The sequence below is a fragment of the Rhizobium rhizogenes NBRC 13257 genome (assembly GCF_000696095.1).
Taxonomy (GTDB): domain Bacteria; phylum Pseudomonadota; class Alphaproteobacteria; order Rhizobiales; family Rhizobiaceae; genus Rhizobium; species Rhizobium rhizogenes.
In genome coordinates this window covers 121031-141144 of sequence record NZ_BAYX01000001.1, presented here as the reverse complement: position 1 = coordinate 141144, position 20114 = coordinate 121031, and the positions used below count along the sequence as shown (strand labels likewise).

General features: G+C 62.0%; 17 protein-coding genes. 11 read left to right on the top strand and 6 right to left on the bottom strand.

The window, feature by feature from the left end; all coding sequences use genetic code 11:
• Positions 1–151 precede the first annotated feature (151 nt).
• Positions 152–2005 carry an ABC transporter ATP-binding protein gene (locus RRH01S_RS00645; protein ID WP_012651945.1) on the bottom strand — a complete coding sequence of 618 codons (1854 nt, stop codon included), beginning with the start codon at positions 2003–2005 and terminating at the stop codon, positions 152–154.
• A 398-nt stretch (positions 2006–2403) separates the two neighbouring features.
• Here RRH01S_RS00645 and RRH01S_RS00640 point away from each other — a divergent pair, with 398 nt between their 5' ends.
• From RRH01S_RS00640 to RRH01S_RS00630, 3 genes are all read left to right on the top strand, one after another.
• Positions 2404–2865: a tRNA (cytidine(34)-2'-O)-methyltransferase gene (locus RRH01S_RS00640; protein ID WP_012651946.1), complete on the top strand. Its 462-nt coding sequence runs from the start codon at positions 2404–2406 to the stop codon at positions 2863–2865.
• 82 nt (positions 2866–2947) lie between these two features.
• Complete coding sequence (locus tag RRH01S_RS00635) at positions 2948–4078, top strand: hypothetical protein (RefSeq protein WP_042469656.1); 1131 nt, start codon at positions 2948–2950, stop codon at positions 4076–4078.
• Between the two features lie 212 nt (positions 4079–4290).
• Positions 4291–5934, top strand: a complete 1644-nt coding sequence (locus tag RRH01S_RS00630; protein ID WP_012651948.1) for a Na/Pi cotransporter family protein — start codon at positions 4291–4293, stop codon at positions 5932–5934.
• Between the two features lie 42 nt (positions 5935–5976).
• Here the strand turns inward: RRH01S_RS00630 and RRH01S_RS00625 are convergent, their stop codons facing one another.
• Positions 5977–6237 carry a hypothetical protein gene (locus tag RRH01S_RS00625; RefSeq protein ID WP_012651949.1) on the bottom strand — a complete coding sequence of 87 codons (261 nt, stop codon included), beginning with the start codon at positions 6235–6237 and terminating at the stop codon, positions 5977–5979.
• A gap of 158 nt (positions 6238–6395) precedes the next feature.
• On the opposite strand from RRH01S_RS00625, the gene hemF reads away from it, so the two are divergent.
• The 3 genes from hemF (at position 6396) to RRH01S_RS00610 (ending at position 7995) form a co-directional block, all read left to right on the top strand.
• Complete coding sequence (gene hemF, locus RRH01S_RS00620; RefSeq protein ID WP_012651950.1) at positions 6396–7307, top strand: oxygen-dependent coproporphyrinogen oxidase; 912 nt, start codon at positions 6396–6398, stop codon at positions 7305–7307.
• 89 nt (positions 7308–7396) lie between these two features.
• Entirely contained in the window at positions 7397–7675 is a 279-nt protein-coding gene (locus RRH01S_RS00615) for a hypothetical protein (RefSeq protein ID WP_012651951.1), read from the top strand.
• Between the two features lie 134 nt (positions 7676–7809).
• Entirely contained in the window at positions 7810–7995 is a 186-nt protein-coding gene (locus RRH01S_RS00610) for a DUF1059 domain-containing protein (RefSeq protein ID WP_012651952.1), read from the top strand.
• Positions 7996–8011: 16 nt separating this feature from the next.
• On the opposite strand, the gene RRH01S_RS00605 is transcribed toward RRH01S_RS00610, so the two are convergent.
• From RRH01S_RS00605 to RRH01S_RS00595, 3 genes are read right to left on the bottom strand one after another with little or no spacing between them, the layout of a single operon-like run.
• Positions 8012–9268, bottom strand: a complete 1257-nt coding sequence (locus RRH01S_RS00605) for a CCA tRNA nucleotidyltransferase (protein WP_012651953.1) — start codon at positions 9266–9268, stop codon at positions 8012–8014.
• Positions 9265–9900: an NUDIX hydrolase gene (locus RRH01S_RS00600; RefSeq protein WP_012651954.1), complete on the bottom strand. Its 636-nt coding sequence runs from the start codon at positions 9898–9900 to the stop codon at positions 9265–9267. Before RRH01S_RS00600 ends, RRH01S_RS00605 begins: the two co-directional genes overlap by 4 nt.
• Positions 9897–10520, bottom strand: coding sequence for a DUF1285 domain-containing protein (locus RRH01S_RS00595; RefSeq protein ID WP_042469655.1), 624 nt, complete (start codon positions 10518–10520; stop codon positions 9897–9899). The genes RRH01S_RS00600 and RRH01S_RS00595 overlap by 4 nt, the downstream gene beginning before the upstream one ends.
• Positions 10521–10688: 168 nt before the next feature.
• Between RRH01S_RS00595 and RRH01S_RS00590 the strand changes: the two genes are divergently transcribed.
• Genes RRH01S_RS00590 through RRH01S_RS00570 form a run of 5 tightly spaced genes read left to right on the top strand, consistent with a single transcriptional unit; the run spans position 10689 to position 17978 of the window.
• Positions 10689–11702: an AAA family ATPase gene (locus tag RRH01S_RS00590; RefSeq protein ID WP_042469652.1), complete on the top strand. Its 1014-nt coding sequence runs from the start codon at positions 10689–10691 to the stop codon at positions 11700–11702.
• A 28-nt stretch (positions 11703–11730) separates the two neighbouring features.
• Positions 11731–12651, top strand: coding sequence for a DUF58 domain-containing protein (locus tag RRH01S_RS00585; protein WP_012651956.1), 921 nt, complete (start codon positions 11731–11733; stop codon positions 12649–12651).
• On the top strand, positions 12648–15473 hold the full coding sequence (locus tag RRH01S_RS00580; RefSeq protein WP_042469651.1) for a DUF4159 domain-containing protein: 2826 nt from the start codon (positions 12648–12650) through the stop codon (positions 15471–15473). The genes RRH01S_RS00585 and RRH01S_RS00580 overlap by 4 nt, the downstream gene beginning before the upstream one ends.
• Position 15474: 1 nt before the next feature.
• A complete protein-coding gene (locus RRH01S_RS00575; RefSeq protein ID WP_012651958.1) occupies positions 15475–17547 on the top strand; it encodes a membrane protein in 2073 nt (690 codons plus the stop codon).
• A 5-nt stretch (positions 17548–17552) separates the two neighbouring features.
• Positions 17553–17978 carry a GNAT family N-acetyltransferase gene (locus RRH01S_RS00570; RefSeq protein ID WP_042469649.1) on the top strand — a complete coding sequence of 142 codons (426 nt, stop codon included), beginning with the start codon at positions 17553–17555 and terminating at the stop codon, positions 17976–17978.
• Positions 17979–18013: 35 nt separating this feature from the next.
• Here the strand turns inward: RRH01S_RS00570 and RRH01S_RS00565 are convergent, their stop codons facing one another.
• A complete protein-coding gene (locus RRH01S_RS00565) occupies positions 18014–20005 on the bottom strand; it encodes a PhoX family protein (RefSeq protein ID WP_042469647.1) in 1992 nt (663 codons plus the stop codon).
• Positions 20006–20114 lie beyond the last annotated feature (109 nt).

Here is a 20114-nt window from a genome sequence, read left to right as displayed (position 1 = left end):
GGAATGTCGTGGGTGGAAAACATTATATTTTTGTCATGTTTGAGGTGATTGCAAACCGTCAAACAAGTTTCGAATGCACTCGAGGATGACAAAATGCCCCGCCATCCCAAATGAAAAGGGCGAGCTCCAAAGCCCGCCCTTCCCCCGATTCCTACTGCGCCGCCGCCTCGGCCTCTTCATGATCCGCCAGGAACCCGCCGGACTGGCGGTTCCAGAGGTCGGCGTAAATGCCGCCGCTCTGGACCAGATCCTGATGCGTGCCTGTCTCGATGATGTGGCCCTTGTCGAGAACGATCAGGCGGTCCATCTCGGTCAGTGTCGACAGACGGTGGGCGATCGCGATCACCGTCTTGCCCTGCATCAGCGCGAAGAGGTTTTCCTGGATCGCCGCTTCCACTTCGGAATCGAGCGCCGAGGTTGCCTCGTCAAGCACCAGGATCGGCGCGTCCTTCAGGAAGACGCGGGCGATCGCGATGCGCTGCCGCTGGCCGCCGGAGAGCTTGACGCCGCGCTCGCCGACCTGTGCGTCGAGCCCCTGGCGGCCTTGCATGTCGACCAGACCCTCGACGAACTCCCAGGCATTGGCGCGCTTGGTCGCCTGGATAATGTCGGCGTCGGTCGCCTCCGGATGACCATAGGCGATGTTGTCGCGGATCGAGCGATGCAGCAGCGACGTATCCTGCGTCACCACCCCGATCAGCGAGCGCAGGCTGTCCTGCGTCACCTTGGAAATATCCTGGCCGTCGATGGTGATGCGCCCGCTTTCGAGGTCGTAGAACCGAAGCAGCAGGTTCATCAGCGTCGTCTTGCCGGCGCCGGAGCGGCCGACAAGGCCGACCTTCTCGCCGGCACGGATGTCGAAGGTCAGGTTGTCGATGACGCCCTTGGTCTTGCCATAGTGGAAGCGGACGTGATCGAAGTGGATCGCGCCCTGTTTGGCCGTGATCGCCGGAGCCGCCGGCACATCAACGATATCGTGCGGCTTCGTCAGCATCTCGATGCCGTCATAGATCGTGCCGATATTCTCGAACAATGCCGAGACTTCCCACATGATCCATTGCGACATGCCGTTGACGCGCATCGCAAGACCGATGGCGATGGCGATGGCGCCGATCGAGATCGAGCCGCTGAGCCAGAACCAGATCGACAGTGCCGAGACGACAAAGAGCGCCACGCAGTTGTTGACGTAAACCGCGATGTAGAACAGCGTCACCTTGCGCATCTGTCCGTGGACGGTCTGCAGGAAGCCATCCATGCCGGCCTTGGCATAGCTCTCCTCACGACCCGCATGCGAAAACAGCTTCACGGTTGCGATATTCGTATAGCTGTCGACCACCCGGCCCGTCATCGTCGAGCGCGCATCGGCCTGGGCGGCGGCGATCTTGCGCAGCCGCGGCACGAAATAGCCGACGATGGCGATGTAGGCCGCCAGCCAAGCCAGGATCGGCAACATCAGCCGCCAGTCCGCCACCGCGATGACCAGGATCATCGATAGGAAATAGGTGACGACATAGACGAAGACGTCGAGGATCTTGATGACCGCTTCGCGCACGGCAAGCGAGGTCTGCATCACCTTGGTGGCGACGCGGCCCGCAAATTCGTTGGCGAAGAAGGTCATGCTGTGGCGCAGCAGGAAGCGATGCATCTGCCAGCGGGCAATCATCGGATAGTTGCCGAGCAGGACCTGATGCATGATGACGGAATGAATGACGGCAGCCAGCGGCAGGCCGACCACCACCATGGCGCCCATCCAGAAAAGCTTTTTCCATTCCATCTGCAGGAACGTCGCCCGGTCGGCATGCGACAGCCAATCGACGATATTGCCGAGGAACTGGAACAGCGCGACTTCGCCGGCAGCAATCAGCATGGCGAGAAAAGCCATGGCGAGCAGCCAGGGGGCTGCGGGCTTTGTGTAGTGCCAGCAAAAGGCAAACAGCCCGCGCGGCGGAACGTCCGGCACTTCGCTCGGAAAGGGATTTAGTCGCTGTTCGAACCAGCCAAACATGAAATGCTCCAAAGACTCGACCCTTTGGCCACGGCTGCTGCATCTCAAAGGATCACAGGCTGACATGGTGGCCGGGTGATAAAAGAACGAGGCCCTACCAGCCGCGTATCGAATCGAAAAAAGGGGAACTCGCGAAAGTGCGCTTTATAGCGCCTGAATCACAGCCATGGTCGAATGGCCAGGAGGCGCATCATCACGAACGATATATTCATCTAAGCCTCCCTGTGTCGCAAGTTGTAGAGCGGCTCCCTTTTACCGTGCATTTTTAGCTTTGAAAAGCGGAATATGCCTAAAAACGCGCCGAAATCTTCAATTTTGCTGATGGACGCCATCACAAAAACAGAGCTATTCGACGATTATCTGAAGACAGGCTCAGGTGTTTTCGCTAGTTGCAAACCATGACTTCGCTGCGCATCGCCCTCTATCAGCCCGACATTCCCGGCAACACCGGCACGATCCTTCGGCTTGCCGCCTGCCTCGGCCTTGGCGTCGATATCATCGAGCCCGCCGGCTTCGATATTTCGGACCGCAACCTGAAGCGCGCCGGCATGGATTACCTCTCCGCCGTTGCGCTGGCACGGCATGTCAATTGGGAGCGCTTCGAGACCTGGCGCGCGGCAACCGGGCGGCGGCTGGTGCTCGCCTCCACCAAGGCGGCCGAGCGCTACACGGACTTTGCCTTCCGGGAAGACGATATCCTGCTCTTCGGCCGCGAGAGCGCCGGCGTGCCCGATCACGTCCACGAAACGGCCGATGGCCGCATCCTCATACCCATGCTCGAAGGCCAGCGCTCGATCAATCTGGCCATGTCCGTCGCGATGATATCGGGTGAGGCTTTGCGGCAGACGACGTGGTCGTGAATTGCCGTTGGCATGCTGAATAAAGTGTGAGAAGCTTTCCATCGGAATGCTCTAACTTACGGCAACCTTGGCGAGGTGACCCATGTTCCAGACGGCATTCACCCTCACTCTTACTCAGTTCGCGCGCACCCTTAGCCTGCCCGAACGGCTGCAACGCTCGCCGATGCGCAATCTCGCCCTGGAAGCCCTTCGCCAGCGCAACACGACGCTCGATGCACTGTTCTACGACATCAAGGTCATCACTCCCGACGAAGCTTTCTACATCAGCGACTCTCTGGCCGCCGAAGGCACGATCATGATCGTGCCGCCAAGCGGCAGCGGCGCGATCATTCTCTGCGAGACGTTGGAGGAGTTCGCGCTGCGCGGCGGCCATAATGTGCAAGCATTGGCTGTCGCCGGCATCGGCGGCTCCGCTCTCGGCGCGGCGGCCTTTACCCGCAATGTTGCCGATGCGATCGGTGCACCGGCCGCGGTCGTCGTTTCCGGCTATGGCCTCGCCGATGTCATCACCGAGACGCTCGGCGGACATTTCTTCTTCGGACATCTCAAAGGCCTGCGCCCCGTCCTTGAAATGCTGGACGACCTTGCCGGACGGCCGAAATTCGGCGCCGCCGACGCGAGCGGCAACGAGACGACCTCGCGTACCAGCCTCGACACCCGCACCCTGCGCGCGCTTCTGGCCGATCCCCGCTTCTCCTTCCGCCTACTCGTCGGCCACTCCAAGGGCAATCTGGTGCTCTCGGCAGCCCTTCACGACCTCGGTCGGCAGGACGAGACCCGAGCCGCGAAACTGGCGGAGGGCACGAAGATCGTCACCATCGGCACCCGCATAGCCATGCCGCCGACTTTTTCCGATGTGGTCGACGTCATCGGCGAGTGGGACTGGTTCGGCGAAATGAATTCCCGGCCGTTCATTGCCGCCGACCATCGCGTTCCGCATGCCGGGCATCATACCAATACCGATTTGCACAGCCATCTGCCGGTGACATCAGTGTTGAAAGAGATCCTGGCCGCCACACCGTCGCTGCAGGTCGAAACCAAAGCTGAAACCTCGATGGCCGAACCCGCCGCCACCTCACCTTCAATACGACCGGCGCGGCGGCCCGTGCCGATCGAGAAGGTGAAAAAAGCATTCTCGAACAAGACCTTACCCAAGATTCTGCCGAAAGAAACCAGCCCTTCCGACGAGGCGCCGCCGCCGAAGCCGCACTAAAATCGGACACTGCGCAAATATTACTCCGATATGTCGCGCATAGTGTTGGAGCACTGGCGCTACGAGCGTATAATCCTTAGCCGGCGAGTAAAGTTGCCGCGATTCCAGACAGAGAAAAAATCACTGAAATACATGCCTTTTCAGTGAAATACGTCAAATTTCCATTTCATCGGCGATAGCATCACGGCATGAGAAAGATATAAAAAGACGACATGGAATCCACCGTCGTGATGATCAATCTGTTCGGAGCCGTCGCATTGCTGCTATTCGGCCTCGCGCAGGTAAAGGATGGTGTGTCGCGTGCCTTCGGCGCGAGGCTTAGAACCGGCCTTGCCAGCGGCACACGCGGCGGCCTTCGCTCCTTCGTCTCCGGTTTCGTCGCAACCGTGGCGCTGCAAAGCTCGACCGCGACCGCACTGATGATCGCCTCCTTCGTCGAGCGCGATCTCGTTCTGCCCAGCATGGCCCAGATCGTGCTGCTCGGCGCCAATGTCGGCACTGCGGTAACGGCATGGATCGTCGCGACCGGCATCGAATGGCTGTCGCCGCTGATCATCCTCATCGGCATCGTGCTCTACCGCCGCTCGGCCACCACGCAACAGGGCGCGGGCACAGCCTTGATTGGCATCGGCCTGATGCTGCTGTCGCTGCAGCTCCTGAGCCTCGCCACGGAACCGATGCGGCAGTCTCCCGCACTCGCCGCCTTCATTGGCCTGCTCGACGGCGCACTGCCGGTAGCGCTGATCTTTTCGGCCGTGCTTGCCTTCGTCTCCTCGTCCAGCCTTGCCGTGGTCGTGCTGATCCTGTCGCTTGCCTCGGCCGGTATCCTGTCTCCGGCCCTCACGGTGGTGCTCGTGCTCGGCGCCAATCTCGGCGGCGCGATCCCGCCCGTCATGGCCACTCTCTCCGGCCCCGCCACCGCCCGGCGCGTGACGCTTGGCAATCTGATCGTACGCACCATCGGCTGTCTCATCGTCCTGCCCTTTGCAAGCTATATCGGTGCGTGGATGCAGGGCCTGCATTTTTCGCCCGCCAAGCTGCCGGTCGACGTGCATCTGCTCTTCAATATCGCCCTTGCCATCTGCGCCTGGCCCTTCTCGTCCTTCCTGTCGAAGACGATGCTGAGGCTGGTACGCGACGATCCGCAGGCCGATGACGGACCGAAGTTCCTCGATCATAACGCGCTCATCACGCCGGTCGTGGCGCTCGCCAGCGCGACGCGCGAAGTGCTCGGCGTCGGCGATCTCATCGAGCGTATGCTGATCCGCACGGAAAATGCCTTCAACCACAATGACCTGTCACCGTTGAAGGAAATCGCTGTTCTGGAAAAGCGGGTCGACCGCATCCAGCAGGAGGTGAAGATCTATCTCTCCAAGCTCGGCCGTGAAGGGCTGGACGACGAGAATGGCCGCCGCTCGATCGTCATCATCGACTATGCCATCAACCTCGAGCATATCGGCGACATCATCGAAAAGGGCCTGGCCGAACAGGTGGCAAAGAAGATCGGCAAGGGCCTGACCTTCTCGGACGACGGTTATCAGGAGCTGCATAAGCTCTTCGGCATGACGATCGACAATTTGCGCATCGCCCAGACTATCTTCGTCACCCGCGATTTCAATCTCGCCCGCCAGCTTATGGAGGTGAAGGTCGATGTCCGCCGGCTGGAGAAGCAATCCTCCGAGCGCCATCTCGAACGCCTGCGCGACGGCCGCGTCGACAGCCTGCAGACCAGCTCGCTGCATCTCGACATGCTGCGCGACCTGAAGCGCATCAACGCCCACATCGTCTCCGTGGCGCATCCGATCCTGGATGAAAGCGGTCTGTTGATCGAGAGCCGGCTACGGAACACGCAATAGCCGTTTCAAACCGCTGGCGACGGCGCTGTTACTGTCTTCCGGTCAATCCGCCGATGGAAGGCGTCGCATGGTGAACTCAATACGGTCGCCATCGACCTGCCGCCAACTCTCGACTTCGGTCCAGTAAGCAGCTTTCGGGAAAGTATCGAACCATTCGCGCGCCTTGGCGCGGGCTTCCGGACGGCTGAGACAAAAGGTCTCGCGAACGAACTCGCTTTTTCTACCGGTCGGGTTTTCCTGCCGGTACCGGAATAGTCTACGTTTCAACCCATCGAGGGGCGGCGGTCCGGGTATCTTCATCATGAAACCTCGCCTTTAACAGGGAACATAATACCGCATTTGACAATTTGCGAGTCGATTCTCCTGCGAGGCAAGCGAGCTGGTTCCGCCACGATGTTGCTGATATTCAAGGCGACAAATCGAATCGCGGGCCTCTGGCCGCCCGCATCCGGAGAGCACATATGGAACGACCGAACCTCCCCAAGGAACTACCCGAGGACATCGAAGACAAGAAGGAAGCGGCACAAGGCTGGTTTCAGAGCCTGCGCGATGCACTCTGCGCCGAGTTCGAACAGCTGGAAGACGAGCTTGCCGGTCCGCTTTCCGATCAGACACCGGGTCGCTTCGTCGCCAAGGACTGGCAGCGGGAGAACGGCGAAGGCGGCGGCGGGCGCATGTCGATGATGGAAGGTCGCGTCTTCGAGAAGGTCGGCATCCACACCTCCACCGTCTACGGCGAATTCTCGCCCGACTTTCGCAGCCAGATCCCCGGCGCCGAAGAAGATCCCCGCTTCTGGGCCTCCGGCCTGTCGCTGATCGCTCATCCCGTCAATCCGAATGTGCCGACCGTGCACATGAACACCCGCATGGTGGTGACGACAAGCCAATGGTTCGGCGGCGGCTGCGATCTAACGCCGATGCTCAACCGGCGGCGCACGCAGGAAGACACCGACAGCGTCCTCTTTCACCGCGCGATGCAGATCGTCTGCGATCGCCACAAGGTAGCGGATTACCAGCGCTACAAGGCATGGTGCGACGAATATTTCTATCTGAAGCACCGCAATGAATCGCGCGGCATCGGCGGCATCTTCTTTGACTGGCTGCACTCCACAGAAGAGGCAGGCGGCTGGGATGCCGATTTCGCCTTCACCCGCGACGTCGGCCGCGCATTCTCCATGGTCTATCCTCGGATCGTCCGCTCGAACTTCAACGAAACATGGACCGAAGAGGATCGTGACGAACAATTGATCCGCCGCGGGCGCTATGTGGAGTTCAATTTGCTCTATGACCGGGGTACAATCTTCGGGCTGAAGACAGGCGGCAATGTTGAGTCGATCCTATCGTCCTTGCCGCCCGTGGTGCGTTGGCCTTAGGCGCCAACATAAAACATCAGGAGAACCCTGAAATCACTCGGAGGAGTACCTAGGTTAGGTAATGCGCGTTTCAATCGGAGGAGATTGTAATGGCAGTACAGAATCAAGTTGCAGAGACTGCGAATGAACAGAAGCTCTCGCGTAGCGTCGACACGCCGGAGTTCATCGTTCGGCTGGCCGAGGATATGCGGGTCCGAAGCGGATCGGATCTGCCCCTCTCCTGCTTCATCGAGCAGGTCAGGATGCAGCTCTCCGGTAAGTCACCAGGCGAGATCGCCAGCATGGCGGCGGATCATCCGGCACGACAAACGCCGGCTCCGAAATATCAATCTTCGGATTGCTTCAAGGCATGGGCCATGCCGGACTGATGTCCGGAAAGCATCGTCCGGCGGGGTGAAAGCCTTGCCGGACGCACGAAACCTTTCTCCACCTTTCGCGTTTCGACCTTCATGCCCCTACGGCATGAAGAGATGACATCACGTTGAAATATCAGGAGGCAGATATGCGACTGTTCGAATGTGGTACGCTCGTGCCCGGCTGCGACTGGCACACCCGCGCCAACGACGATGCCGAAGTGGTTCGTCGCGCCGTCGAGCACATGCGTAACGCCCATGGCGAGACGATCATCCGGGAAGGCATGGTCGATAACATCAAGGCACGCATTCGCGACGAAGCGAACGCCGCCTAATCCAAGCCCATGGACGTCAGGACTCGATCAATTCCTTCAGCCGGGCGAGCAGAGCCGCCCGGTCCATGGCGAAATTGCCGTCGAGCCATTGCTGCTCGAGCTTGCCGAGAATTTCGCCGACCCGAGGCCCGGCGCTGACGCCAGCGGCCAGCGCATCCGCACCGCTGACCGGAAAGGCCGGCTTCTTCCAGCCTGCCGTCCGCTCCAGCAACTTGCCCAGCCGGGCCGTGCGCGCCATCTCCTCGAAATCACCCTCCGCCTTGCCCCGCGCAACGGCAAGCGCCAGCTTCAACCGAGCGGCGACGCCGGGCGTATCATAGCGGTAAAGCAAGCGGTCAAAGACCACTTCAGACATGTCGTCCTTGATACCTGGCGCATTCGCCCAGCCCTGCAAATAGGCGGCCTCCGCCTTCGACAACCGCAACCGCTCGGCAAGCTTTGCCAGTCTCGCGGCATCCGGCGGGACTATAGCCGCAAGCCGCAGCAACGGATCTGACGTCCAGCCGAGCGCCTGTTCCGTGGCGATCAGCGCCGGAATGGCGTCGATGCCCCATTTCTCGGTCTCCGGCAGCACCTCGGTCAGGATCCCGACCTGCCGCATCCAGAGCAAAGCCCGGCCCGGATCCTTGGCCGCAAGCAGCTTCTTCATCTCCGACCAGACGCGCTCCGCCGACAGCGATGCGATCTTGGAGCGCGCCGCCGCGCAGGCACGCAACCCGTCGGCATCCGGCCGGCCGCTGCCGTAATAGGCGAAGAATCGAAAGAAGCGCAGGATACGCAGATGGTCTTCGGCGATCCGCGTAGCAGCATCCCCGATGAAACGGATATTGCGGCGCTCAAGATCGGCGAGTCCGCCGACCATATCGATGACCTCGCCATTGTCAGAGGCATAGAGCGCGTTGATCGTCAGGTCGCGCCGCTCGGCATCCGCCTGCCAGTCATTACTGAAGGCCACCTGGGCGCGCCGTCCGTCCGTCTCAACATCGCGGCGCAAGGTGGTGATCTCAAACGGCTTTCCATCGATTACCAGCGTCACAGTCCCATGCGCGATGCCTGTCGGCACCGCCTTGATACCGGCGGTAGTTGCCCTTTCGATGACTGCCTCCGGCAGCAAGGTCGTGGCGATATCAATATCGGCGACGGGCAATCCCAGCAGGCTGTTACGCACCGCGCCGCCAACGACACGCCCCTCGTCGCCCTCGGCGTTCAACAGGGACAGCACGCGCTGCAGGGCCTCGTCCTTGAACCAGGTCTGACCGGCAACGGAAGTCATGAATAGAGCCTTTCATAAAGCGTGCGGACAATGCCCGCTGTAATGCCCCAAATCATGTGCGATCCATAGGGCATGCGATAAAACTGGCGCTCGATCCCCTGCCACACCATGCTGTCGGTAACGTGATGATCGGGGTCCATCAGGAAGGAGAGCGGCACTTCGAAAGCATCCTCCACCTCAGTCGGATTGAGCGTCAGCTCGAAGCCGGGCTTGACCACGGCAAGGATCGGCGTGATGCGAAAGCCGGTCGCCGCCAAATAATAAGGCAACCGGGCCACCGGCTCGATGAAGATATCCGCCAGACCGATCTCTTCGGCCGCCTCGCGCATGGCCGCCATTTCCGGCGATACGTCCTCCGGATCGATGGCCCCGCCGGGAAAGGCGATCTGGCCGGAATGCTTGCGCAGGGTCGAGGTGCGCAGCGTGAAGATGACCTTGGCGTCCTCGCCGTCATCCACTACCGGCACCAGCACCGCCGCATCGCGCAGGTTTAGCCCCTCGACCTGCACGATCGTTTCAGGATTGAGCACATGGTCGCCATGGTCGCGCCAGGCAAGTTCGACCGGGCCGCCGCTCTGATTGAGCGCGCGACGCCGGAATTCACCGGCGGAATAAAGAGGAAATTCGCTCATCGCGTCAGGGCATCCAATTCGGCAACCGGCATGACCGGGAAGATCGTGCCGCCGGAGCGCACGCAGAACATGTCGCGCCCGGCGATCTCCACCGTCTCGCCCAGCTCGACGAGATCATACATCACCGCGCGTGTCACCAGCGCTTCCAGCCGGCCGCGAACATGCAGATAGGGTTTCAGTTCGTCATTGTCGCCGCAGATGACGAAGCGAATGGGATGCTCCCTGCCCGCCTCGACGACATCGCCGACATTGGTGCGGAACGTCAGCAGCCGTTTGCCATCACGTTCGGTCACGCTCATCTCGACGGCGACGAACGGCGCATCGACGACGCGGATGCCGACCTTTTCCACAGGCGTGACGAGATAGGTCTTCTCATCCGCATCCTTGCGCAGAACGGTGGAAAACAGCCGTACCAGCGGCGCGCGGCCGATCGGTGTGCCCATATAGAACCAAGTGCCGTCGGCGCGGATTTCCATATCGATATCGCCGCAAAACGGCGGGTTCCAGCGCTCTACGGGTGGCAAGCCCTTCTTGCGTCCGCCACTGTCGCCGGCCGCGCGCGAAATCAGCGCAGCCAGACTTGCCGCATCGCTGGTCGCCTTGATTTCTTCGCTTGCCATTGTTCCGTCCCGGTTTGCACTTAGTCCTGAATACAGCCGTTTCTCACGAGATAGTCATTCGAAACGCGCTTGTCAGCTATCTTCATGGCGGTAAGTTGTATTGAGTATGAGGCAAATGTGTAAGGTCTGCGAATCGCGCGTACCGTTTTTCAGCCGTTGGAGATGCAAATGGGTATGATCAAATCGACCGAAACGAGCCTCGATGACCAGGCCATGATCGCATCGGCCGAGCGGGCACTGGGCGATATCGCCACCATCCGCGACGAGGTTTCGAAGGTCATTTTCGGCCAGGAAAGCGTTGTTGAAAACACGCTTCTCGCCGTGCTTGCCGGTGGCCACGCTTTGCTTGTCGGCGTACCGGGCCTTGCCAAGACCAAGCTGGTGACCACGCTCGGCGCCGTCCTCGGCCTTGCCGCCAACCGCGTGCAGTTCACGCCGGACCTGATGCCGTCGGATATTCTCGGCTCCGAAGTCATGGACCAGGATGAAAGCGGCCGCCGCTCCTTCCGCTTTGTCAAAGGCCCGGTCTTCGCGCAATTGCTGATGGCCGACGAAATCAACCGCGCCTCGCCGCGCACGCAATCGGCGCTGCTGCAATCGATGCAGGAATATCACGTCACCATCGCCGGCCAGCGCTACGACCTCCCGGCGCCGTTCCATGTTCTGGCAACGCAGAACCCGCTGGAGCAGGAAGGCACCTATCCGCTGCCGGAAGCCCAGCTCGACCGTTTCCTGCTGCAGGTCGACGTCGACTATCCGGAGCTTGCCGACGAACGCCGGATCCTGCTCGAAACCACAGGCCTCAACGAAGCGACTCCGCATGCGATGATCGATGCCGAACGACTGATCGAGATCCAGACGCTGATCCGCCAGATGCCGGTCAGCGACGGCGTCGTTGACGCCATCCTCTCGCTTGTGCGCTCCGCCCGCCCCGGCCAGGGCAATGCTTCGACCGACAAGCATGTCGCCTGGGGTCCCGGCCCGCGCGCCGGCCAGGCGATGATGCTCTGCGCCCGCGCCCGCGCGCTCTATGAAGGCCGGCTTGCGCCTTCGCTCGACGATGTGCACGCGCTGGCCGAGCCGGTGCTGCAACACCGCATGGCACTGACCTTTTCCGCCCGTGCCGAAGGCATGTCGGTGCGAGACGTGATTGCAGGGCTGGTCAAACAGTCAAGAACGTAACTCGGGATATCGAGGAGACTATAAGCGCGTGGCATCCATCGGACAGATCGTCAGCCCGACCTCAGGCAATGATGCCCTCTCCCGCGCTCGCAGCCGTGCCGCCCTCGTGCCGGATTGCCTTGTCGAAGCCAAGCGCATCGCCAACACCGTCATTGCCGGCTGGCATGGCCGGCGCAAGCGCGGCATCGGCGAGAATTTCTGGCAGTTCCGCCCCTATAGCGAGGGTGAAAGCCTGTCGCGCATCGACTGGCGCCGCTCGGCCCGCGACGATCATACCTATATCCGCGACCATGAATGGGAAGCGGCGCACACGATCTGGCTCTGGGCCGACATGTCGCCGTCGATGATGTACAAATCGACCTACGGCCATGTCTCCAAGGAAAGCCGTGCGCTGGTGCTGATGCTGGCGCTTGCCGAAATTCTCGCCCGTTCCGGCGAACGCGTCGGCTGCCCCGGCATCATGGAGCCGGTTTCCACCCGCAATGCCGCCGAACGGCTGGCAGCGGCGCTGATGCACACGCCGCTCGAAGGCGGACTGCCGCAGACAAGCATGATCCGCGGCTGGAGCGATATCGTACTGATCGGCGATTTTCTGGATGATGCCGACGATGTCATGAGCCGGATCGGGCCGCTTGGCCGCCGGGGACTGCGCGGCCATGTGGTCGAGATCGCCGACCCGGCGGAGGAAATCTTTCCCTATAGCGGCCGCACCGAGTTCAGCGACCCGGAAACCGGCACGAAGCTGGTAGCCGGACGGGCGGAAAACCTGCGCGAGGATTATCAGCGCGCCTATCTCGCCCGTCGCGACAGTCTCGGCCAATCGCTCCGCCATCTCGGCTGGACCTTCGTAAGCCACCGCACCGACCGGCTGGCATCGGAGGCGCTGGTCGCCGTGCATATGTATCTTTCCGGCATGCCGGCCCGGGCGATATCTGGAGGGCAGCCATGAGCGGTCTCTCCTTCGCATTCGCCTCCCCCGCAATCCTTGGCGCCCTGATCCTGCTTCCGGCGATCTGGTGGCTGCTGCGTCTCACCCCGCCGCATCCAAGGGCGGAGGTCTTTCCGCCTCTGCGCATCCTGGCAAAAATTCTGAAGCGTGAGGAAACGCCGGCGCGCAGCCCCTGGTGGTTGACGCTGCTGCGCATGGCGCTCGCCGCCCTCGTCATCCTTGCCATCGCCAATCCGATGTTCAATCCGCGCACCAATACGCTGTCGAGCAGCGGTCCGCTGGTGCTGCTCATCGACAATAGCTGGGCGACAGCCTCCGACTGGGAGCGCCGCGTGCAGACGGCCGATGCACTGATCGACGATGCCGACGCCAAGGGCATACCCGTGTCCATCGCGTTTACCGCCGAACAGAGCAACGACAGCACGCCCGGCGCTGCGACAACTGCCCGCGACAGGCTGCATGCGATCAATCCGAGACCGCTGGTGCCCGATCGTCAGCGCGCGGTCCAGGCCATCAAGTCCGCCCTCAACGGCACCGAGCCGGGCACGATCGCCTTCCTCTCCGACGGCGTCGAAAGCAGGGACAAGGACGATATCCTCACCCAGCTCGCCGCCTTGAAGCCGAGCGAGCTGCGCCTGATCCAGGGCGACGGCGGCGATGTGCTGGCGATCACCGGCGCCACCAATGCCGCCAATGACATGACGGTTACCGCGACGCGGCTGAACGCCACCAACCCGCTCCGGCTCGGGCTATCCGCCCTCGACAACCAGGGACGGCCGATCGCGGCGGGTTCGCTGAACTTCGCCGGTGGCCAGACGGTCGCGACCGGCTCCATCGCTGCTCCCTTCGAGATGCGCAACGATTTCGCGCGCATCAGCATCGACCGGCATGCGAGCGCCGGCACCGTGCATCTGCTCGACGACGGCTTCAAGCGCCGGCGCGTTGCGCTGCTGTCCGGGCAGGCCGCCGACGAATTCCAGCCGATCCTGTCCCCGCTTTATTATATCCAGCGCGCCCTGCAGCCCTATGCCGACCTGGTCCAGCCGAACAGCGCCGATCTGGCAAAGTCGATCCCTGAACTGCTCGCCGGCAATCCATCCGTGATCATCATGGCCGATGTCGGTCGCCTGCCGCAGGAAAGCTATGGCCCGCTGCAGCAATGGATCCAGAATGGCGGCACGCTGGTGCGCTTTGCCGGACCGCGCCTCGCCGCCGCTCCCGCCGACGACCCGCTGGTTCCGGTAACGCTTCGCCAGGGCGAACGCACCTTCGGCGGCGCACTCTCCTGGGCCGAACCGCAACCGCTCGCCGATTTCCCCGCCTTCGGCCCTTTCGCCGGCATGCCGAAGCCCGCCAACGTGCTTATCAAGCGGCAAGTGCTGGCCGAGCCGACGCCTGATCTTGCGGAACGCACCTGGGCAAGCCTTGCCGACGGCACGCCGCTGGTGACCGAAAAGCAGATGAAGGCCGGACGCATCGTCCTCTTCCATGTCAGCGCCGAACCGCAATGGTCCGATCTGCCGATCTCGGGTGACTTCGTCGAAATGCTGCGCCGTATCGTGCTGCTCTCCCGGTCCGGCGGCGTTAACTCGGGCAATAGCGCGCCGAAGACCAGCGAAGCCATGCCGCCCTACCGGCTGCTGACCGCCAAGGGTGCGCTGATCAGCGAAACCGGCGCTGCCCGTCCGCTCGAACCGAACAACAAAGGCACCATCACCGCCAATTTCGACAATCCACCTGGCCTCTACGGTTCGGAAGAAGGCTTTGCGGCACTCAATGTTCTGCCGGACGGCGCGCAACTGAAGCCCCTGGATGCCTCCGCAACGGGCCTCTCGGTCGCGCAAGAAGGCCTCATCGGCGGTGAAGCCTGGTCGGCCAAACCAATCCTTTTCACCGTCGCCTTCCTGGTCCTGCTTGCAGACAGCCTGATCGTGCTCTTCATGAACGGCGCCTTCCCGCGCCTTCGCAGATCCGCGAAGACGGCCGCAACCGGTGCCGCGATGTTGCTGCTCGCAGTCTCGGTTGCCATCTTCCTGCATCCGGGCAGCGCGTCGGCCGACGATTCCAAACCCGGCGACGACACCATCTTCTCGCGGCTCGACAAGACGCATCTTGCCTATGTCGTCACCGGCGAGTCCGAGGTCGACCGTATTTCGGAGCGCGGCCTTGCCGGCCTTTCCGATTTTCTGACCTATCGCACGACGCTGGAGCCCGGTCCTCCGGTCGCGCTGGATCCCGCCAAAGACGAGCTCGCCTTCTATCCGATCATCTACTGGCCGATTTCCGCCACCGCGCCGATGCCGTCCAACGACGCCATCAACCGCATCGACGCCTATATGCGCAACGGCGGCACCGTGCTCTTCGACACGCGCGACGCCATCGACACCATGGGCGACAACACCACGCCAAGCCCGAACGGCCAGCGACTGCAGGAAATCCTCGCCAATCTCGATATTCCGGCGCTGGAGCCTGTGCCGAAAGGTCATGTGCTGACGAAGTCTTTCTATCTGCTCTCCAGCTTTCCCGGCCGTTACGCCGACAGTCCGTTGTGGATCGAAGCACGACAGGATACGCGCGGCGACGGCAATGCCGTGACTTCAGCGGATGGCGTGACCCCGATCATGATCACCGGCAATGATTTCGCCGGCGCCTGGGCGATCGGCGACAATGGCGCGCCGCTGCTGCCGACAGTGCCGCCGGACGAGACGCAGCGCGAATATGCCTACCGCACCGGCGTCAACATCATGATGTACATGCTGACCGGCAACTATAAGGCCGACCAGGTGCATATCCCTGATATCCTGGAACGGTTGGGGCAATAGAATGAATATCGGTTTCGCCCCCTTCCTGCCCTGGCCCGTTCTCGCCGCCCTCGCGGTGATCACGCTTGCCATTGCCGCGCTCGCGGTCTTCCGGCGCATGCGTGGCGGCTGGATCCGTGCGCTCGCGGCATTCGCCCTCTTGACCGCACTCGCCAATCCCGTGCTGATGCAGGAGGACCGCGACCAGCTCTCCACCATCGTGCCCGTCATCGTCGACCGCAGCCTGAGCCAGCAGACGCCGGAGCGCATCAAGATGACCAACGAAGCGCTGGACGCGCTGAAGGACCGGCTGGCGCAATTCCCACGCATCGAGCCGCGCATCGTCGAAGTGCGAGAACCCGCCGAATCCGAGTCTCCCTCGACACGGCTCTTCTCCGCACTCTCCTCGGCAATCGCTGACGTGCCGCCCGCCCGCGTCGGCGGCGCGATCTTCCTGACGGACGGCCAGATCCACGATATTCCAGGCGTCAATCAGGCGCTTGGCTTCGACGCACCGATCCACGGACTGATCACCGGCAAGCCGGATGAGTTCGACCGTCGCATCGAAGTGGTGCGCGCGCCGCGCTTCGGCATCGTCAATGACGAGCAACAACTCGTGCTGCGTGTCATCGACGACGGCAAGAGCCCCGGCGGCACGGCAGACGTCACCGTCAAGATGAACGGCGATGAGATCGCGGCGCTGCAGGCGACACCCGGCCAGGATACGCCTTTCAGCTTCAAGGTGCCGCGCGCCGGCAACAACGTACTCGAATTCGCCGTCGCCGAAGTGCCGGGCGAAGTCACGCCCATCAACAACCGCACCGTCCAGATGATCGAAGGCATCCGCCAGAACATGCGCGTGCTGCTGGTCTCCGGCGAGCCGCATGCCGGGGAGCGCGCCTGGCGCAATCTGCTGAAATCGGACGCCTCCGTCGACCTCGTGCACTTCACCATTCTGCGTCCGCCGGACAAGCAGGATGGTACGCCAATCAATGAGTTGTCGTTGATCGCTTTCCCAACGCGCGAACTCTTCGTCGACAAGATCAACTCGTTCGACCTGATCATTTTCGACCGTTACCAGGACCGTCCCAACGTCCTGCCGACAATCTATTACGACTACATGGCCCAATATGTCGAAAACGGCGGCGCGCTGCTGGTGGCCGCCGGCCCTGAACACGCGGCCGGCAATTCGATCGCGCTGACACCGCTTTCCGCGGTGCTCCCGGCCGAGCCGACCGGGCAGATGATCGAGAAGCCCTTCTATCCGCGCCTGTCGGATCAGGGCCGCAAGCATCCGGTCACGCGCGGTCTCGACGGATCGGATACCGAGCCGCCGCATTGGGGCCGTTGGTTCCGCAGCGTCGATGTCGAGAAGCCGCAGGGCCAGACCGTGATGGTCGGCGCCGACAGCAATCCGCTGCTGGTGCTGAACCGCGTCGGCCAGGGCCGTGTCGCCATGCTGCTGTCCGATGAAGGCTGGCTCTGGGCACGCGGCTTCGAAGGTGGTGGCCCGCATGTGTCGCTCTATCGCCGCATCGCCCACTGGCTGCTGAAGGAGCCAGCGCTCGAGGAAGAGGCGCTGACGGCGCGCGCCGTTGGCCGCACGCTGGAAGTGACCCGCCAGACGATCGGCGATGATCCCGGCCCCGCCACGATCAAGTCTCCCTCCGGCAAGACACAAACATTGCCGCTGAAGCAGACCGAGCCGGGGCTCTACCAGGCTGACAAGCGCATGGATGAGATCGGGCTCTACCAGATCGCCAACGGCAATCTCTCGACGCTGGTGCATGTCGGCGCCGTCGATGCGCCGGAGTTCAAGGCGATGATCTCGACGACGGAGACGCTGAAGCCTTTGGCGGAAAAGACCAAGGGTCTCGTTGCCCGGGTTGCGACCGCAGGCGGTGACGTCACCGTCCCACCGATCCTGCCGGTGCGCGGTGCCGTGCGTGTCGCCGACGATCAGCGCCTGACCATTCGCATGACCGACGAAACCATCCTGAAGGGCATCAACAACCTGCCGCTCTTTGCGGGCTTTGCCGGTCTTGCCGCCCTCCTCTTTGGCTTTTCCGCCATGTGGTGGCGTGAAGGACGGTGAGTACCATGTCGCGACTTGATTTAACGGACACGCCTTCCGAAAGCGACCTCGCAGCGATCAGCGAAGGCCTGACCGCCTTCAATGCTGCCGACGTCGGTCCGTCCGAGCGCCGCGCGCTTGCAGTCCTGATCCGCGACGAAAGCGGCAAAACCATCGGCGGCGTCTCGGGCTATACTGCCTGGGGCTGGCTGTTCACGGCATGGCTGTTCGTTCCGGAAACATTGCGCGGCCAGGGCATGGCCGGCAAGCTACTGGAAGCGGCGGAAGCGGAAGCGGTGACGCGAGGTTGTTTCGGCGCCTGGATCGACACCTTCAATCCGCAGGCACTGCGCGCCTATCAGCGGCAGGGCTACGCCATCTTCGGCGAATTACCGGACTTCCCCGCAGGTCGCAGCCGTTATTTCCTGCAGAAAAAACTATCGCCCCGCTGAGGCAGACGGGGCGATAGGCTGCTCTTTACAATGCTTTAGACGGCGATCTTGCCGCCGCCGGTCTTGGTGATGGCCACCACGGCGGGACGCACCGGCATGTCCGGCTTGAAGTCCGGCCAGCGTGTCGACAGATCCTCGTAATAGGACGGACGGCCGTGACCAGACCAGTCATCGCCGCCATCGCCCGGATGCTGCACGGCGACGAAAGCCGTTTGATCATCGGGCAGGAACAGCGGACCGCAAAGCTCGGCGCCGACGGGAACGCGATAGAACAGTTTCGAGGTCGCCCGAGCATCGCCTTCCGTATCGACGGCCCAGAGGCCATCGGTGCGGCCGGTCGCCTTGTTGCTGTTGCCGTCGGTCGCCACCCAGAGACGGCCAGCGGCATCGATGGAACAGTTATCCGGCATGCCGAACCAGCCATTCTTCGTCGTCTCGGTCGAGAAGGAGGCCCCGACGGCGGCAACGGAGGGATCGCCGCATTTCAGCAGCACTTCCCACTTGCCCTTGGTCGCCGAGAACACGCCGTCCTCTTCGCTGATCTCGATGATGTGACCGAAGGCATTGTCGGCGCGCGGATTGGCGGCGTCGATCTGGTCGGCCTTGCGCTTGCTGTTGTTGGTCAGCATGAGATAGACCTTGCCGTTGACGGCATTGGGTTCGATGTCTTCCGGCCGGTCCATCTTGGTCGCGCCGAGCAGATCGGCGGCACGGCGCGTTTCGATCAGCACGTCGGCCTGACTGGCAAAGCCGTGTTCCGCCGTCAGCGGGCCCTGACCGAAGGTCAGCGGTAACCAGGCAAGCGTGCCGTCCTCGGAGAACTTGGCGACATAGAGCGTGCCATTGTCGAGCAGATCGAGATTGGCGGCTCGGTCGGCGGCATTAAAGGTACCGGCCGTCACGAACTTGTAGACATAGTCGAACCGTTCGTCGTCGCCGAGATAGAGGACCACGCGGCCATCCTTGGAAACGATATTAGCAGCACCCTCATGCTTGGTGCGACCGAGTGCGGTGCGCTTCTTCGGCACGGATTGCGGATCGAAAACGTCGACTTCGACGACCCAGCCATAGCGGTTCGGCTCATGCGGCTCCTTGGAGAGATCGAACCGGTCGTAGAAATTCGCCCATTCATAGCCGCCTTCCGGCACGCCGTAGCGCTTGTAGTTGGCCGCTTCCTTGTGGCCTTCGGGCAGCTTGCCGGAGAAATAGCCGTGGAAGTTCTCCTCGGCCATGATGTAGGTGCCCCAGGGCGTAACGCCGCCGGCGCAATTGTTGAGCGTACCGAAAACCTTGGCGCCGGTCGCGTCGGCCGAAGTCTTCAGCCGATCATTGCCGGCAGCCGGACCGGTCAACTGCATCTCGGTCGTCGCGGTGATGCGGCGATTGTATTTGCCGCCCTGAACGACCTGCCACTTGCTGTCGACCTTGCGGATCTCGACGATGGTGCCGCCATGGGCGGCCATCTCGATATCGACCTGCTCCTTGCTGAGCGGCGCTTGCTTGATCTTGCCGTCGGCGATCGTCACCAGACCCGGAAACATCAGATGCGGGTTGGTATACTCATGATTGACCACCAGCAGACCATGTTCGGAAGACCCCTCCAGCGGGATATAGCCTACATAATCATTGTTGTAGCCGAACTGGCGACGCTGTGCCTCGGCGGAGTGGTTCTTCGGATCGAAGACCGGTGAATCGGCAAAGAGCGCGTCGCCCCAGCGCAACAGCACATTGGCGTCATAGCCTGCAGCGACATGGTGATCGGCATCAACGCCGGCTTCGACTTCCTTGAAGGCGAAGGCCGAGCCGCCGGCCGCGCGTGCCTTTTCCGCGCTTACCAATGCGAGCGGCCCCACCGTCGCAGCGATAGCAGAAACAGCGAGCGACCCTTGCAGGAAGCCGCGGCGGGAAAAGCGACGTCCGATGATTTCCCCCATCGTCGGATTGTCGGTACAGTTATGGCCTTCCCCGTCAGCGTCTTCCAGCTGACTGGTCGCAAATATATCTTTTTGCGTGAGATTTTCAGTCATTGCACTACCCCCAAAAGTTTCGCAATCGCTCTTCATCAGAACAGGCAAAACTCTAGGTTGGCCGTATGACAGGTAGATGAAAAATACCCGCGCGAGGGAGCGCGCGAGC